This is a genomic window from Pseudomonas fungipugnans, assembly GCF_029955235.1.
Taxonomy (GTDB): domain Bacteria; phylum Pseudomonadota; class Gammaproteobacteria; order Pseudomonadales; family Pseudomonadaceae; genus Aquipseudomonas; species Aquipseudomonas fungipugnans.
In genome coordinates this window covers 52,915-68,235 of sequence record NZ_JARBWL010000002.1, presented here as the reverse complement: position 1 = coordinate 68,235, position 15,321 = coordinate 52,915, and the positions used below count along the sequence as shown (strand labels likewise).

The following is a 15,321-nucleotide window of genomic DNA, read 5'->3' as shown; positions in this document are numbered from 1 at the left end:
AAATGAAATCTCTATGTCGCTTATATTTGCTGTTTTTTTTCAGCTCTTTTTGTTATGCCGCAGATTCAAATTTAGTTGGGGTCAGTGGTGCAGCTCTTAAATTTTCCTCTTGGGATCAAGATGCAGCTGTATGGAAGCACGCCACATTCTCAAAAAATGATCAGGGGTTCAGTCTGTATGAAGAAGAGCCAAGCTCTTCAGTGGGACTTGGAATTAATTCGGATTCACTTGCTCCGAGTAAAGAATATGCTCTGATTCAGCGGACGGTGTTCGGAGAGTTAAACAATAAGCAGCAAGTGGAGGCTACCGAAAAAAGCTACTGCGATATGGTCTCAATGGACACCGGTTGCGTGCTTCTGTCCCGCCCCGCCGAAGCTTGTTCGGGTAGCTGGAAAGGTGAGAACTGGAAGACAGACGAAGGCGAAATAATTAATCCGAAATTGGAAACAATTTCTCCTAAAGAGTTAGTTAAGTCAGTCGCCACAATTGCTGATATATCGTCTAAAGCGTTTGCTATAAGAGGTCAGCTTTTTATGGGCGCTGAATCATATATGAGTTGTTATCCGGCGGCCAAAAATGTTCAAGCGTTAAATGATCTTGGCTTCTACTTGGCGCAAGCAGGTGACGATTCGTTCGCATTGAGGATTTATCGCGGTATTGAAGTGGTCGGCAATCGGACAGTGCTGATGCTCAATATCGCAGACTCTTTATGGAATTTGAAAAAAACCTCCGAGGCAATTGAGTATTATAATAAATATTCTGATTCCATGACTGCTGAAGGGAAAGCAGCTAAAGTCCCAGTGCGAGTGGTTGAGCGGGTTAAGTAATCTGCATTAAAAATTGGGGCGGGTTTACTATTTGCGTGGTGCTCATAAATAACCAGCCCCTTTTCAAGAGAGATTTTTTTCTATACAGAGTTTCGAACTGCTCCACGGCGAATGCCAAAAGGCATGTTTCACAGTTAAGCGGGCAATCATCTAGGTTGGATGGTTTTATATTTTTATACGATGGCGAGATTTTCGCCATGATTTATGTCTCGCAATTAAAGCCGGATATTCTTCAGCTTGTCTGCTGCACGTTATTTTAGTGGCAGGAGATGAAAAACTAAAAACCTGTATATTAAAGTATTTAGCGTACTGGATGACAACATGAAAGGGCTTGTAATTTTAGTAGGTGGTGCCTTGGCTGCTTTTGCTTCCCTGAGCTTCGCCGCCGACCCATCCTTCAAGGATTTCACCGTCGCCGAGGTGTTTTCCGGTCCAAACCATACTTTGGCACCTCAGGAAAACAGTAGCCAGTGAACTAATGAAGCGCGAGAGCAGGTCCTCGCTGGCAAGGTCAATTTTGCCGGGCATTACGTTTTGCACAAGGTTGGCTGTGGCGGCAGCGCCATGTGTGTCGAGGTGCTGGACGCGCAAACGGGAGAGGTTACGAGGGGGCTGCCGAATGCATACGACGGCGATTTTTTGGACCTGTCGTACCAGCCCGATAGCAATCTGATCATCGTCTCCGGCATCACGGCAAACACCGAAGAAGATATGAAAGGTAACCGGCTAAAAAAACGCGATCGGGTTCGCTATTACGAGTTTGTAAATGACGAATTTCGGTTGTTGAAAATAAAAGACTCGTAGCGGTGTTGATCAAACATCCGAGAATCGAAGGTGGTTTTTACGGCTAGGGCACCGAAAATTCCGCTATGTTTCGGAATGATATTCGAACGTAAACATAACGAAGAAAGTATTTAAGAAAATAAAGGGCCTGTATTGAAGAGATTATTTCTGCTGCTGATGCTGTCTTTTCCGTTGGTAGCAATCGCTAGTCCGATGTTCCCGTCGTTGCAGGCATGCGCGAAGGGCAAAGGTATCGATAAAGCCTGCGCTCTGTCGCTGGACAAAAATGGTTATATCGTTGACGTCAACTCTGGCAAGAAGCTCTCCGACACTGCTGAGCCCATGGGTACGATGAATTCATATGCCCTGTACCGAGACGGCAATCGGTACATCTTGGACAACGAGAACTACTCGTCTGCCAAGACAAAACGGTGGGTGGTGTTTGGTTACGAGGATGGAAAAGTAATCTTGGAGAGGATTTACATCTTCTCATTGGATATCGATATGAAGTCGGGGCCGTATTGGCACGGGTATGACTGCAGACCTGATGCCCGAGCTTTTGCTGTCCTAGCTGATCGGTCTTTTAGCGAGTCGGCAATGGAGGCGCTGTGTGGCGATGCCGAAAGTGAACCTGTTCGGGTTAAGGATGCAGTTTCGGCAACCATTCCAGAGAAATCATTAGCCGTTAGTGTTCCTGCCTATACCGCCAAGCTGCGTGATGGGGCTTCGACCTACGTGTTTTCAGAAAGTGATGAGCCTGAGTTGTCCAAAATGGTTTGTTTCTCCAATTGTTTGCCTGTTGCACCAAAGCAATCTCAAACGGTGAACGCGGCTCCATTGAATGAGGTGGTTGCTCAGGACGCCTGCAAAGAGATCAGCGCGAGCCAGCGGTTGGATCTATGCGCAGAGATTGCCCGAAAGGCTGCCGATTCGAAGCTCAATGCCAGCTACAAAAATCTGATGGCGCGCTTTGAGTCTCAGTATCAGGTTGAGCCTGAGCAGGGGAAGGCTTTCATGGCCATGACCAAAGACTCTCAGCGAGCCTGGATCAAGTTACGGGATACGAATTGTCCGCTCGAGGCGATAGAGATTGAGCCTGGCGTAGCGGCGCACGTAACAACGGTCAATAGCTGCATAACCAGAATGAGCTTGGAGCGTTCGGCTTATCTGGACAAAACTTTGCCTGAGTCACCGGTTGCGCATCCGGCTAGGGAAGAGAGGGTTGACCTGGGTAACGTCCGAAGAGTTGGCGCGGGTCGCATCGGGGCTTTTGTTGTCCGGCATGTGCGGACGTTCGGCGATCAATGCCTCGGTATTCAGGTGCTGGCGCCGGATGCCAGCTGGAAAGTGCTTTCGTTCTCTAATGTTTGCAGTTTTGAAGGTAAGTCGTTCAACGATGGCTATGCCTATGTGGGAATTGAGGATTTGAAAGTGGCATCCGACGGGGTTCACCTGAGGCTGGAACTGACGCCGCTTCGTTCAACAGGCGAAGAGCGCAGGCAGTGTGTGATTCCTCTTCGGGGGACGGAAATCGGAGAGCTGAATTGTGCACAGCCATCAAAGGAATGAGGTCAGAGGAACTAGTGAAAAGAGTATTTTTAGAGGCGGACGTGGACTGGTCTCCTGAGACGGGTTGTAAGTGGTGAGTTTCAGGCTCCTGTTGGGCGAAGTCGGTGGGACAGCCATGACATTCATTCTTGCCTTATTTGCGCTGTCGGCTCACGCAGCTCCGATGATGGTGGATCAACCGCTGCCCGCTGTCGTAACGGCTGCCATGTCCTTGGCGGATGTTCATCCGTTGCCCCACGGAACGCTAAGTTGGACGGGTGGCGTAGTCGGTGCCGTCGTCTTTGACGATGCGATACCGAACTGCGCCATTTATACCTATCAGCGTGGGTTGCTGAATTCGGCATTTGAGAACGCTCCCTGTAAGTTCCGAGGGATGCCGAAAATGATGCGAGACAGGAAAGGTGAGCTGCCGGATATCGTTTATGAGTTGGAGGTTTTCCTGCCCAACCGTGGCGCGATGGTGAACCAGATGGTGGCGTTTTATTACGATGCCGAGAAGGACGCTTTCTGTGAAAGTCAGTCGCTTGCTTACTGGTATCAATCAGGCAACCGGAATTTGAATCCTGACCTGCAAGACGGGCAATGCGTCGTTGGAGCCCGTTCCTCTGGCACGTAGTTTTTCTCGGGGCTTAATGCTGATCAACACGAAGGGGACGTTAAGTCCCCTTCGTCGTTTCTACTATCCCTCAGCTCGATACCCCGCCGAATCCGGCGAATCAATATGATCCAGCGCGCGCTCCACCAACAACTGCACCCCATCTGCCAATCTGCTCAGCGCCAGGGCGATGGATCGGTGGGGGCCTTGTACGGCGTCGGCGAGGTCGGCGGCGATGGCGCTGATGGAGAGCAGGTCTTCGGAGGCGTTGGCCAGGAGGGCTTCGGTGTCGATGTTGGGGGCGACGGTGAAGAGATGGCTTTTGCAGCGTTTGGCCGGTTTTTCGTTGGTTGGGGAGAAGTAGTGAGCGAAGGCGCGGTCGGCGGCTTCCTTGTCGAGCTTTTCGGGGTCGAGGGGAGTATCGGGGGTGGTGTCAGTGTTGTCTGGGGGTTGGGCGTTGGTTTGAACATGGGTGTAGCTCCTGGATTTTAAGAGGCTGACACCGTTTCGCTTTGCACTTCGAAATAGGTGGCAGCTGTGCGTTGGTGTGCAAGACCGGTCCAGGGGCCCGGCAGACCCGAAGGTCTCCGACGCACAGCCGCCATAACGATCCGCGAGCATAAGAAATCGCTCGATGAATAGCCATAATCGATTGCGCACCTGGACCGGACTTGCACGTCCGCATCACCGATTTTGCGGTGACGGACAGAGGTTAGCGGTATGGGCGATGGCCGCCTAGTTCATGAACAGCTCTGTGTTTTGAAGGAAATTTCCGAGAAGTTTGCAGGGGGGAAGATCAAAAGATCGCAGCCTTCGGCAGCTCCTACAGGATGTGTTTCAGCAGGTGTAGGCGTGGTGATGTGTTTGGCGAATGGGGGGTGACTTGGTAGTCATCAACGTCAAAAAGCACTGCATCTTCTTCTAACGCAGGTCGATGGTGGCGTTATCGTCTGGAGCCGCTACACTGCGCCGGCCGTTCATTTTTCTTTTGAGGCTGTGCGCATGAAATTTCGTTTTCTGCTGTGGATGCTGGGTTTGTTGATGGGTAAGGCCAGTCGGACCAATCCTGCGTTTCAGCAGCAGTTGGGTGACAAGGAGTTGGTGTTTCAGCTGCAGACCCTGGACGGGAAGGTGGCGCGGCATTTCTTTGTGAAGAACCAGCGTATTACCAGCAAGTCTGGGGTGTATGCGGAGCCGGCGTTTGCGATTGCTTTTAAAGATGCGGCGTATGGCTTTGCCACCATGCAGGCGAAGAACAAGCAATTGGCGTTTATGACGGGGATTCAGGACAAGTCGATTCAGATCAAGGGCAATCCGGCGCTGGTGATCTGGTTCCAGGGTTTGACCAAGTATTTGAAGCCGCGCAAACCCAAATCCTGAGTTCGCTGGAGCTATCGGGCTCAGCCTGATAATGGGTGGAGCAGTGCTTTCAGGCGACAGACTTAAAGAAAAACCCCGCCTAGGCGGGGTTTTTGTATCTGGATGACTTCAACAGCACTTAGACCGTGACGTTGATGGTCTCGCCGATGGTTTGCCCGCTGCCATTCACGGTCGGTGTCGGTTCGGCTGAGGATGCGGTTGTACTGCTGGCAGTGCCGCTTTTTGCCGCGTGGTGGTGATGGTGCTTGTGGGTGGCCGTGGTATTGCTGGCGGTTGTGCTGGACGTCGGCGATTGGGTAGCTGTCTGGCTCGACGTGGTCGCCGCCTGAGTGGCTTGAGTGGCCGGAGTGGTGGTTTGAATCGAAGCTGAGATTGCGCCAATAGACATTGTGACCCCCTGGATACTAAGAGAACCTGCACGCGTTGCAGCAAGGCAACGAAGAGCGCAGGTAAACATTTTTATTGTTGAATTATTCGACCTTTCAAACAGGTCGGCTGCGGGGTAACCCCGGAGTTGAACAGAGGTTAACACCGCCTCGCTGTCTGGTTTGTGGGCGTAATGTCGGGTCCGTGTATGGTTTCGTATACACAGTTCAGCGTCTTTTCAGCTAGTGCCTGCCGCCAGAATACCGAGCCGGCGCTGGTGATCTGGTTCCAGGGGTTGACCAAGTATTTGAAGCCTAGGAAGGCTAAGCCTAAGGCTTGAGATCAGAAGGAGGTCAGGTACACCGCGTTGGGTGGATTGCGGCTGCTGCGCAGCCGAGCGGGAGCAAGCTCCCTCGCCACAGGGGTTGGTGGTGAGTCAGGTAGACCGAGGTGGATTCTTCGCGGGCAAGCCTCGCTCCTACAGGGATCGCATAAATCCTGTGGGAGCGTGGCTTGCCCGCGAAGCTTTTAGGCTTGGGTGAATTGCGAGGCGAGTTCGCGCAGCAGCACTTCAGCCTCAAGCACTTTGCTGACGACGTCGTTGGCTTTGTCGCGGGTCAGGCCGACGCGTTCGAGCAAGGCGTCAGGGATGTCTTCGTCCGGGCCGGAGCCGATGCCGCGACTGCGTAGCAGGCGTACGGCCAGGCAGACGAGGTTCGGGTATTCGGCGTAGGCGCCGTCGTAGGTCGGGTCGTGCTGGAAGCGCAGGGCGGTGGCCAGTTCGTCCGGCATGTCCCAGTAGCGCATCAGCCAGGAGCCGATCTGTTCGCGGCTGATACCCAGCAGGTGTTGCTCGACGTAGCTGTGGCACAGGTGCGGGTTGACTTCCAGGTGGCGGCAAATCAGTGAGAAATGCGGCGGGAAGACGTGCGCCAGCAGCAGGTAGCCGAAGTTGTGCAGCAGGCCGGCGAGGTAGGTCAGGCCGGCTTCCGGGCGCTGGGCGCGGGGCATGGCGCGGGTCAGGCCTTCGATGACAGCGGCGGTGTAGATCGACTGCTGCCAGTACGGCGTGGTGTGTTGCGGGTGGTCCTTGGGCAGGCTCAGGGTTTTGCCCAGGGCCAGGCCCAGCGCCAGGTTGATCACCAGGTCGAAACCCAGCACGCGGACGATGGCGTCTTCCACTGAACGAATCTTGCCCGGCGAGGCGTAATACGGCGACGCTGCCCAGCTGACCACTTGGGCAGCCAGCGCCGGGTCGGTTTCGACCACGCCGGTAATGTCGTCGATGGTGGCGTTGGGGTCGACCCGCAGCTTGATGATTTTCTGCGCGGTTTCGGCCAGCGGCGGGATTTCGATGGTGGCTTCCAGGCGTTGCTGGATGCGCCGCGCGGTGAACGCCTGGACGGCCTGGGTGATTTCCTCGCGGTCATCGTCAGGGCGGTCTAGGTTGGGGCGGATGCTGCTCAGGGCTTCGCCGAAGTTGGCGGCGCTGGCCTTGGTCAGCATGGTCTTGAAATCTTCGCTGGCGATTTCCAGCAGCAGGCCCGGCTCGCCCGAGTTGATCAGCAACTTCGGTTCGCGCAGCAGGCTTTCTTCGTACAGGCACGGCGAGCTGGTCAGTGCAGGCAGGCCGGGCAACAGGCTCAGGCTGTGTTTGCCGAGCATTTTTTCCAGGCGTTCGGTGGACACGGCAGTCAACCGGCGGCCAGTGAGTTCGGCGAGGCGATTGAGGTCCAGCAACTGGCTCTGCGGGAACAACACCATCAGCGCGCCCACAGCGTCGTCGAGCAGCACCGCCTGCACTTTGCGCGAGGCATTCAGGCCGTGGTGGTCGAGGACTTCTTCGTAGGCGATGCCCAGCTTGCCAAGCAGCAGCCGAATAACAGACGGAGCGTGCGGGGTTTCGGGGACGAGGGCAGCTTCGGTCATGGTGTGTATCCGTTTTTGAAACAATGGCAGCAGTATAACCAGCTCTGTAGGAACGGGCTGTCAGAAACTGAGACGGTGCTCACACTTGGCCGTATTGCTGCCCATGGCGCAACCAGCGATCAAGCAGCGGGCTGACATGGTCCGGCCATCGTTCCATCAGGGCTTGGGCGGCATCGCGTACGGCGGGCAGCAGGTCGGCGTCGCGCATCAGGTCGGCGACCTTGAATTGCAGCAGGCCGGTCTGGCGGGTGCCGAGCATTTCGCCGGGGCCGCGCAGTTCGAGATCTTTTTCGGCGATGACAAAACCATCGTTGGTTTCACGCATGATGCCGAGGCGCTGACGGCCGATCTGCGACAGCGGCGGGTGGTAGAGCAGCACGCAATGGCTGGCGGCGCTGCCTCGTCCGACACGGCCACGCAGCTGGTGCAGTTGCGCCAGGCCGAGGCGTTCAGGGTTTTCGATGATCATCAGGCTGGCGTTCGGTACGTCCACGCCGACTTCGATCACGGTGGTGGCAACCAGCAGTTGCAGGTTGCCGGCCTTGAATTCGGCCATGACGGCGGCTTTCTCGACGGGCTTCATGCGACCGTGGATCAGCCCGACCTTCAACTCGCCAAGGGCCGCGGTGAGGTCTTCATAAGTGGTCTCGGCGGCCTGGCAGGTCAGCTCTTCCGACTCTTCGATCAGCGTACACACCCAATACGCCTGTCGCCCTTCGGCACAGGCGCCGCGAACCCGTTCGATGACTTCGACGCGGCGTGTATCGGTGACCAGCACGGTGTTGACCGGCGTTCGGCCGGGCGGCAGTTCGTCGAGGATCGAGGTGTCGAGGTCGGCGTAGGCGCTCATCGCCAACGTCCGGGGAATCGGCGTCGCGGTCATGATCAGTTGATGCGGGCACATGCGTCCGCCAACCCCTTTCTGGCGCAACGCGAGCCGCTGTTGCACGCCGAAGCGGTGCTGCTCGTCGATGATCACCAGCGCCAGGTTCTTGAACTGCACTTCGTCCTGGAACAGTGCATGCGTACCGACCACCATCGGTGTGCCGCTGGCGATCTGTTCCAGCGCGGCGACGCGGTTCTTGCCCTTGAGCTTGCCGGCTAGCCACGCGACTTCGATGCCCAGCGGTTCGAGCCAGCGCTTGAAGGTGATGAAGTGTTGTTCGGCAAGAATCTCGGTCGGCGCCATCAGCGCCACTTGATAACCGGCTTCCAGCGCTTGCAACGCGGCAAGGGCGGCAACCACGGTTTTACCCGCGCCCACATCGCCCTGGATCAGCCGCAGCATCGGTTCGTGCTGACTGAGGTCGTAGGCGATTTCGTTGCCGACCCGTTGCTGGGCGCCGGTCGGTGCAAAGCCGAGATTGGCCAGGTATTTGGTCGGCAGCTTTGTGGCTTTGGGCATGGCTGGTGCACGTAGCGAGCGCATGCTCTCACGCAGGCGCTGCTGGGACAGCTGATGGGTCAGCAGTTCTTCAAACGCCAGACGGTGCTGCGCCCAGTGATGGCCGAGGGCGAGTTCGTCGACGTCGGCATCGGCGGGCGGGTGATGCAGGTAGCGGATCGCATCGGCCAGCGGTGCCAGTTGGTAGTCGCGGGCCAGCTCTTTGGGGAGCCAGTCGGGCAGGCTGCTGGGGCCGAGCAGGGTCAGGGTCTGCATGCACAGTTGGCGCAGGCGCTGCTGGGTCAGGCCTTCGGTGAGCGGGTAGACCGGGGTCAGGGTTTCATCGACCGGCGGCGGTTCGTCGCCAGTGATGGCGCGGTATTCCGGGTGATAGATCTCCAGCCCCGAGGCACCGGGCCGGGCTTCGCCGTAGCAGCGAATCCGCGTGCCGCGTTTCAGGCCTTCTTTCTGCGCGTTGCTGAAATGGTAGAAGCGCAGGCTGAGCCCGCCCGTGCCGTCCTGCAGCCGCACCACGAGGCTGCGGCGCCGGCCCATGACCACGTCGGCGCCGCTGACGGTGCCTTCGATGACCGCGTCCTGGCCCGGTCGCAAGTGGCCGATCGGTACCACACGGGTGCGATCCTGGTAGCGCAAGGGCAGGTGAAACAGCACGTCCTGGAGATTCTCCAGGCCGACCTTGGCCAGTTTCTCGGCCATGGCTTCACCGACACCCTTGAGTGCCGTCACCGACACTTGCGACAACTCGGTCATGGCAGCGACTTAACCGGCAGTGACCGGCGCAGGCGGCTTGGCCACCGAGCACAGGCGGATGGAGTCGGCGAGGATTTCAATCGCTTTCGGTCGCGGAAAGCTGGCGCGCCAGGCGATGGCCACGGTGCGGAACGGCACCGGTGGCGTCAGTGGCCGCACTTCGAGTACGCCGGGGGCGTAGTGATGGCTGTCGACCGCCGACAGCGGCAGGATCGAAATCCCCAGGCCCGAGGCAACCATGTGGCGAATGGTTTCCAGAGAACTGGATTCCACGGTGGTGTGCTTGGCGCCGTCGTTGCCTTTGGCCAGCGTCGGGCAGGCTTCCAGCACCTGGTCGCGGAAGCAATGGCCTTCGCCGAGCAGCAGCAGGCTCTTGTCGTTGAGCAGGCTGGCGTCGATGCTTTCTTTCTGGGTCCAGGGGTGCTGGGCCGGCATCAGCACGTAGAACGGCTCGTCGTAGAGTTGCAGGGTCAGCACGTCGGCTTCGTTGAACGGCAGGGCGATGATGATCGCGTCGAGCTCGCCGTTGCGCAGTTTGTCGCGCAGCACGTGGGTGAAATTTTCTTCGATGTACAACGGCATCTGCGGGGCGACCCGGTGCAGTTGCGGGATCAGGTGCGGAAACAGGTACGGGCCAACGGTGTAGATCGCGCCGACTTTCAGCGGGGCGGTCAGCTGGTTCTTGCCGGCCTGGGCCAGTTCACGAATGCCCTGGGCCTGTTCCAGCACCTTCTGCGCCTGGGCGACGATGCCTTCACCGACCGGGGTCAGGCGCACGGCGCTTTTGCTGCGCTCGAAAATCAGCACACCGAGTTCGTCTTCAAGCTTTTTCACGCCCACCGACAGGGTCGGCTGACTGACGTGGCAACGCTCGGCGGCGTGGCCGAAATGCTGCTCTTGGGCGAGGGTAACGATGTAGCGTAATTCTGTGAGAGTCATAGCGGGCGTCCATGAAGTTGCGGGCCAAGCATAACGGCTGCAATCGATAGACGCACGTTATCAGACTGAGTGCGGTGAGTGACACAGGGTAATGTGGGTTTGCCGTTTCCAGATATGCAAAAGGCACCTTTTGGTGCCTGATTGCTGCTACATACCCCTGTAGGAGCGGGCTTGCCCCGGGGGGCGTTCCGACGATGGCGGGGTGAACAGCCACCGTTGATGGTGGATGTTATGTCCTCATCGCGGGCAAGCCCGGCGCCCACCGGGTTGGTGTTTCAAAAAGGCATCAGCTTGCCTTAGCGGCGTCTTTCCAGCGAATACACAAACGGTGCCGTGATTTCGATGGTGCCGTTGGTCAGCATGTCCGCCGGTGGCTTGGGCAGTGGTTGGGCGTCACGGATCATTTGCAGGGTGGCACGGTCCAGATCGGCGTTGCCGGAAGGGCTGGCCAGTTCAAACGACACCACATTCCCTTGCGCATCTACCACGAAACGCAGGCGGTTCACGCCTTCCTTGTTTTTCATCCTGGCAGCGGCCGGGTACTTCTTATGTTTGGCCAGTTGAGCGAGCAATTCGCTTTGCCAGCTGGCCTTGGCCGCCACTTGCGCAGGCGATGGTCCCGGTGCCGGCTGTGCGGATTTCTCCGTCGGCGCCTGGGTCGGCTGTGCGTCGCTTGGCTTCTCCTCGGACGGTTTCTCCTTGGGTGGCTCCGGCTTTTTCTCCACAGGCTTGGGCGGTTGTGGCTTGGGCTTGGGTTTAACCGGTTTGGGCACTGAGATCGTCGGTTTCGGTGCTTCGGCGAGTTTCGGCAACGGCAGTTCTTCGACCGGGGCCGGTGGCTGCGGTGGCGTAATGACCTTCGGCGGCGCCGGTGGTGGCGGGGCCGGAACCGGCGCCAACTCGACCATCATCGCCTGCGGTGGCAGCTCGATCGGTGGGCGGGCGGTCCAGTTCAGCGCCAGCGCAATAGCCAGCGCATGGACACCCAGCACCACGGCCAGGCTAGCGCCGTAACGCGTCAGCTTATGGCGCGTCTTGATCATTTCTTGACTGCCGACTCGAGACCGACCAGACCCACTTTCAGGTAACCGGCAGCGCGCAGATTGTCCATTACGCTCATCAGGTCGCCGTAGTCCACGCCTTTATCGGCCTGGAAGAAGATCGTCGTGTCTTTCTTGCCCTTGGTCTTGGCGTCGAGCGTGGCGCCCAGTGCTTCGGCTGTCACTTCGTCTTCGCCGAGGAACAGGCGCTGGTCAGCCTTGACGCTGAGGAACACCGGTTTCTCTGGACGCGGCGCCGGCTTGGCGCTGGAGGCGGGCAGGTCAACCTTGATGTCCACGGTGGCCAGCGGTGCGGCCACCATGAAGATGATCAACAGCACCAGCATCACGTCGATGAACGGCGTGACGTTGATTTCGTGGTTCTCGGCCAGATCGTCGTCTGCGCCTTCTTTCAAATGCAGGCCCATGGCCGATTACCCCACTTTCACCATGTGCGGTTGCGAGCTGCGCTCGGGCGGCAGGTGATCCAGGTCGCGGCTGACCAGCAGCAGGACTTCTGCCGAAGCGTCGCTAACCTGCGCCTTGTAACCGGCGATGGAGCGGGCGAAGACGTTGTAGATCACCACGGCAGGAATCGCCGCAACCAGGCCCAGCGCGGTTGCCAGCAAGGCTTCGGCGATGCCGGGAGCCACGACGGCGAGGTTGGTGGTCTGGGTTTTGGCGATGCCGATGAAGCTGTTCATGATGCCCCACACGGTGCCGAACAGACCGACGAACGGCGCGGTGGAACCAATGGTGGCGAGCACGCCGGTGCCGCTGCTCATGTTGCGGCCACAGGCTGCAACCAGGCGCTCAAGGCGGAAGCTGACGCGTTCCTTGATGCCTTCTTTCTCGCGGCTGTTGGCCGACAGGCGCATTTCTTCCAGGGCGTCGTGGACCAGCAGGTTGGCGAGGGTGCCTTGCTTGGTCGCGGTCGCGCTGGCTTCTTTAAGGGTGGTGGCTTTTTTCAGGTGGACGATTTCGCTACGCAGACGACGCTTGGCGCCCATCAGCTCGAAGCCCTTGGCGATCCAGATGGTCCAGGTGATGATCGATGCGATGGCCAGACCGATCATCACGATTTTCACGATGATGTCGGCGTTCTGGTACATGCCCCATGGCGACAGGTCGTGCGCCATGCCCAACGAGTTGTCGGGTTCGAGCACTTCTGGCGCGTCTTCAGCGTTGGCGTCGACGGCCTGGACCGGGTCAAGTGCAACGGGTGCGGCGGCAGGTGCTGCGTGATCAGCGCTGGCCGCGGCTGGAGTGGCCGGCGCTTGTGCATCAGCGAAAGCGGCGGTTGGCGCCAGCATCAGGCTGAGCAGCAGGGCGGCCACCGCGCTCCAGGCGCGAGGTCGTTTGGTTGGCGAAGCGAGGAATTGATTGGGTGTCATGCTGGCCGGACCTGAGAGAAAAAAGACGGTAAATGTTCTTCCAGGCCTCGTAAGGCCGAGAACAAAAGCGGGGTACATTATTGCAAGTAATTCTTGTTAACAGAAGCAATAGCGTCTCTTTTTTTCCTTCATTGCTAGCCGCTCGTCCATCGCCAGCGCTAGTCTGTGCCTTTGAAAGAGGAGTTTCTGGATGTCTGCGCCTTCTGTTTTGATTGCCGGTTGCGGTGATATCGGCAGCCGTCTGGCCACGCAATTGTTGGTCGGGCACTGGCAGGTCCATGGATTGCGCCGCAGCGTTTCGCGGCTGCCGGCGGGGGTAACAGGCATTGCGGGCGACTTGTTCAGCGAGCAATGCCCGGCTGAGTGGCCGACCGGCCCGCTGGACTATCTGGTGTACAGCGCGGCTGCTACCGAGCATGACGAGGCAGGTTATCGCGCGGCTTATATCGAGGGTTTGCAGCATGTGCTGGGCTGGCTGGAGCAGCATGGCCAGCAGCCCAGGCGCATTCTGTTTGTCTCCAGCAGCAGTGTTTATGGTCAGCAGGACGGTGAGTGGGTCGATGAGACTTCGCCGACTGTCGCCAGTGGATTTTCGGGACGCTTGATGCTGGAAGCTGAGCAAGTCGCACTCGACAGCGGTATGCCGGCAAGTATCGTGCGTTTGACCGGCATCTATGGGCCGGGGCGTGAGCGACTGCTGACGCAGGTTCGCGAGGGATATCACGTGGCAATCGATCCGCCGTTGTACGGCAATCGCATTCACGCGGAGGACGCGGCAGGGCTGCTGGCGTTTTTGCTTGAGGCGGATCGGCGGGGTGTGGCGCTGGATGATCGGTACATCGGTGTCGACGATGCGCCCGTGCCGCTGGCCGAAGTGGTGGGCTGGTTGCGCGAGTATCTGGGGGTGACCGAGTGGGCCAAAGACGCGGCCGTGCGCCGTACCGGCAGCAAGCGTTGCAGCAATGCGCGGGCGAAGGCGTTGGGTTGGGTGCCGCGGTATGCGAGTTATCGCGAGGGCTATGCAGCGATTCTTGAGGGTCGTTGCTGACTTCCAGGCACCATAAACCAAAATGTGGGAGCGGCGGTGCGACGATTCGACTTGCTCGCTCCCACATGGGAATTTCGGTGCCGTTCAGATCCGGATTACTGCTTTTCCAGCAACCACTGCCGATCACCCGGCGTGAACGAAGGCATTTCATCCGCCTGCGCTGTGTTCACCGAGTGGAAGATTTCCAGCTCTTTGCCCTTGCGCGCAAAGATCCAGTTATTGCCTTGGCCATTCGCTTGCAGCCACATGCTGTCGTTGCCGCCGCTCATCGAGGCGCAATCGCCGGCCAGGCACAGGGCGAAGCGATCGGCACCCGGTAGACCGGCCACCTGGCCGTCGGCCTGGAACTGCACGGTGCTGCCTTCGCCCGGGCCGCTGACGATTTTCCAGCTGCCACCCATATAGGATGAATACAGCGCGCGTTCGAAGCTGGCGCCAATCGGTGCACCCTCCGGCACGGGGATCAGGGCGCGGTCGAAGACTTGCGCAGGCTCGTTGTCGCTGGCGGCCTGGCTCAGTTGCTTGCCGTCACGTTTCAGCTCGCTGGCGGAGCTGCCATAAAAGTCGACTTTCCAGGCGCCGGACTTGTCGCCCAGCAGCTTGCCTTCGACATTTTCAAAACCGTTGGTGTAGCGGGCCTGACCGGCCTTGGTGTTGACGTCCCATTCCAGGTTAGGACCATAGGCCTGGAGTGCTTCGCGCAGGGGGCCGCCCTTGGATGCCGCATCGATGGCCACCTGGTTGATCCAGGTGCCGCTGATATCACGGTCGGCAGGGTTGCTGGCGCAGCCGCCGAGGAACACGGCGAGCAAGGAGAGGGCAAGCGCTTTGCGCATGGTGGAATCCTTTCAAAACCTTTTACAACAGAACAGTCGGCGCAGCCTGGGAGGCTGCGCCGCGTGCATTACTCGATGACCAGAATGGCATCCATTTCAACCTGCGAACCCTTTGGCAGGGCCGCTACGCCGATGGCGGCGCGAGCAGGGTAAGGCTGGTCGAAGTACTTGCCCATGATCTCGTTGACCTTGGCGAAGTGGCTCAGGTCGGTGAGGAAGATGTTCAGTTTGACGATGTCCTTGAACGAACCGCCAGCGGCTTCAGCCACGGCCTTGAGGTTCTCGAACACCTGAACGGTCTGGGCTTCGAAGCCTTCGACCAGTTCCATGGTTTTCGGGTCGAGTGGAATCTGACCGGACATGTAAACAGTGTTGCCAGCCTTGATCGCCTGGGAGTAAGTGCCGATGGCGGCCGGGGCCTTGTCGCTGGTGATAACTGTCTTGGTCATGTATGACTCCT

At 58.3% G+C, this 15,321-nt stretch carries 16 protein-coding genes and 2 pseudogenes; 8 read left to right on the top strand and 10 right to left on the bottom strand.

What is annotated here, in order from left to right:
- Positions 1-2: 2 nt before the first annotated feature.
- The 5 genes from POF45_RS15330 to POF45_RS15310 all read left to right on the top strand — a co-directional run bounded on the left by POF45_RS15330 (position 3) and on the right by POF45_RS15310 (position 3,795).
- Entirely contained in the window at positions 3-827 is an 825-nt protein-coding gene (locus tag POF45_RS15330) for a tetratricopeptide repeat protein (RefSeq protein ID WP_282316061.1), read from the top strand.
- 321 nt (positions 828-1,148) lie between these two features.
- Positions 1,149-1,301 (top strand): hypothetical protein, encoded by a 153-nt coding sequence (locus POF45_RS15325; RefSeq protein ID WP_282316060.1) that lies wholly within the window; start codon positions 1,149-1,151, stop codon positions 1,299-1,301.
- Between the two features lie 60 nt (positions 1,302-1,361).
- The gene (locus POF45_RS15320) at positions 1,362-1,631 is read left to right on the top strand and encodes a hypothetical protein (protein WP_282316059.1); all 270 of its coding nucleotides are present in this window, start codon (positions 1,362-1,364) and stop codon (positions 1,629-1,631) included.
- A 132-nt stretch (positions 1,632-1,763) separates the two neighbouring features.
- Entirely contained in the window at positions 1,764-3,179 is a 1,416-nt protein-coding gene (locus POF45_RS15315; RefSeq protein ID WP_282316058.1) for a lysozyme inhibitor LprI family protein, read from the top strand.
- Between the two features lie 115 nt (positions 3,180-3,294).
- Positions 3,295-3,795, top strand: a complete 501-nt coding sequence (locus tag POF45_RS15310; protein ID WP_282316057.1) for a hypothetical protein — start codon at positions 3,295-3,297, stop codon at positions 3,793-3,795.
- 63 nt (positions 3,796-3,858) lie between these two features.
- Here POF45_RS15310 and POF45_RS15305 read toward each other — a convergent pair.
- Positions 3,859-4,244, bottom strand: a pseudogene (locus POF45_RS15305) (DUF6124 family protein).
- A gap of 532 nt (positions 4,245-4,776) precedes the next feature.
- Between POF45_RS15305 and POF45_RS15300 the strand changes: the two are divergent.
- Complete coding sequence (locus POF45_RS15300) at positions 4,777-5,154, top strand: helicase (RefSeq protein ID WP_259497602.1); 378 nt, start codon at positions 4,777-4,779, stop codon at positions 5,152-5,154.
- Between the two features lie 118 nt (positions 5,155-5,272).
- On the opposite strand, the gene POF45_RS15295 is transcribed toward POF45_RS15300, so the two are convergent.
- Positions 5,273-5,542, bottom strand: coding sequence for a hypothetical protein (locus POF45_RS15295; protein ID WP_259497600.1), 270 nt, complete (start codon positions 5,540-5,542; stop codon positions 5,273-5,275).
- A gap of 246 nt (positions 5,543-5,788) precedes the next feature.
- Between POF45_RS15295 and POF45_RS15290 the strand changes: the two are divergent.
- Positions 5,789-5,860 (top strand): annotated as a pseudogene (locus POF45_RS15290) (helicase); the annotation flags it as partial.
- A 188-nt stretch (positions 5,861-6,048) separates the two neighbouring features.
- On the opposite strand, the gene POF45_RS15285 reads toward POF45_RS15290, so the two are convergent.
- The 6 genes from POF45_RS15285 to exbB form a co-directional block, all read right to left on the bottom strand.
- The gene (locus POF45_RS15285) at positions 6,049-7,449 is read right to left on the bottom strand and encodes an aminoacyl-tRNA deacylase and HDOD domain-containing protein (RefSeq protein ID WP_259497598.1); all 1,401 of its coding nucleotides are present in this window, start codon (positions 7,447-7,449) and stop codon (positions 6,049-6,051) included.
- A gap of 79 nt (positions 7,450-7,528) precedes the next feature.
- Entirely contained in the window at positions 7,529-9,604 is a 2,076-nt protein-coding gene (gene recG, locus POF45_RS15280) for an ATP-dependent DNA helicase RecG (RefSeq protein WP_259497593.1), read from the bottom strand.
- A 9-nt stretch (positions 9,605-9,613) separates the two neighbouring features.
- Positions 9,614-10,543: a hydrogen peroxide-inducible genes activator gene (locus tag POF45_RS15275; protein WP_259497591.1), complete on the bottom strand. Its 930-nt coding sequence runs from the start codon at positions 10,541-10,543 to the stop codon at positions 9,614-9,616.
- 296 nt (positions 10,544-10,839) lie between these two features.
- Positions 10,840-11,586, bottom strand: coding sequence for an energy transducer TonB family protein (locus POF45_RS15270; protein WP_259497590.1), 747 nt, complete (start codon positions 11,584-11,586; stop codon positions 10,840-10,842).
- Complete coding sequence (exbD, locus tag POF45_RS15265) at positions 11,583-12,011, bottom strand: TonB system transport protein ExbD (RefSeq protein WP_259497587.1); 429 nt, start codon at positions 12,009-12,011, stop codon at positions 11,583-11,585. The genes POF45_RS15270 and exbD overlap by 4 nt, the downstream gene beginning before the upstream one ends.
- Positions 12,012-12,017: 6 nt before the next feature.
- Positions 12,018-12,977, bottom strand: a complete 960-nt coding sequence (gene exbB / locus POF45_RS15260) for a tonB-system energizer ExbB (RefSeq protein WP_259497585.1) — start codon at positions 12,975-12,977, stop codon at positions 12,018-12,020.
- A gap of 190 nt (positions 12,978-13,167) precedes the next feature.
- Between exbB and POF45_RS15255 the strand changes: the two genes are divergently transcribed.
- Complete coding sequence (locus POF45_RS15255) at positions 13,168-14,025, top strand: SDR family oxidoreductase (RefSeq protein ID WP_259497583.1); 858 nt, start codon at positions 13,168-13,170, stop codon at positions 14,023-14,025.
- Positions 14,026-14,120: 95 nt separating this feature from the next.
- On the opposite strand, the gene POF45_RS15250 is transcribed toward POF45_RS15255, so the two are convergent.
- The gene (locus POF45_RS15250; protein WP_259497581.1) at positions 14,121-14,861 is read right to left on the bottom strand and encodes a putative periplasmic lipoprotein; all 741 of its coding nucleotides are present in this window, start codon (positions 14,859-14,861) and stop codon (positions 14,121-14,123) included.
- Positions 14,862-14,929: 68 nt separating this feature from the next.
- Complete coding sequence (locus POF45_RS15245; RefSeq protein ID WP_003229509.1) at positions 14,930-15,310, bottom strand: RidA family protein; 381 nt, start codon at positions 15,308-15,310, stop codon at positions 14,930-14,932.
- Between the last annotated feature and the right edge of the window lie 11 nt (positions 15,311-15,321).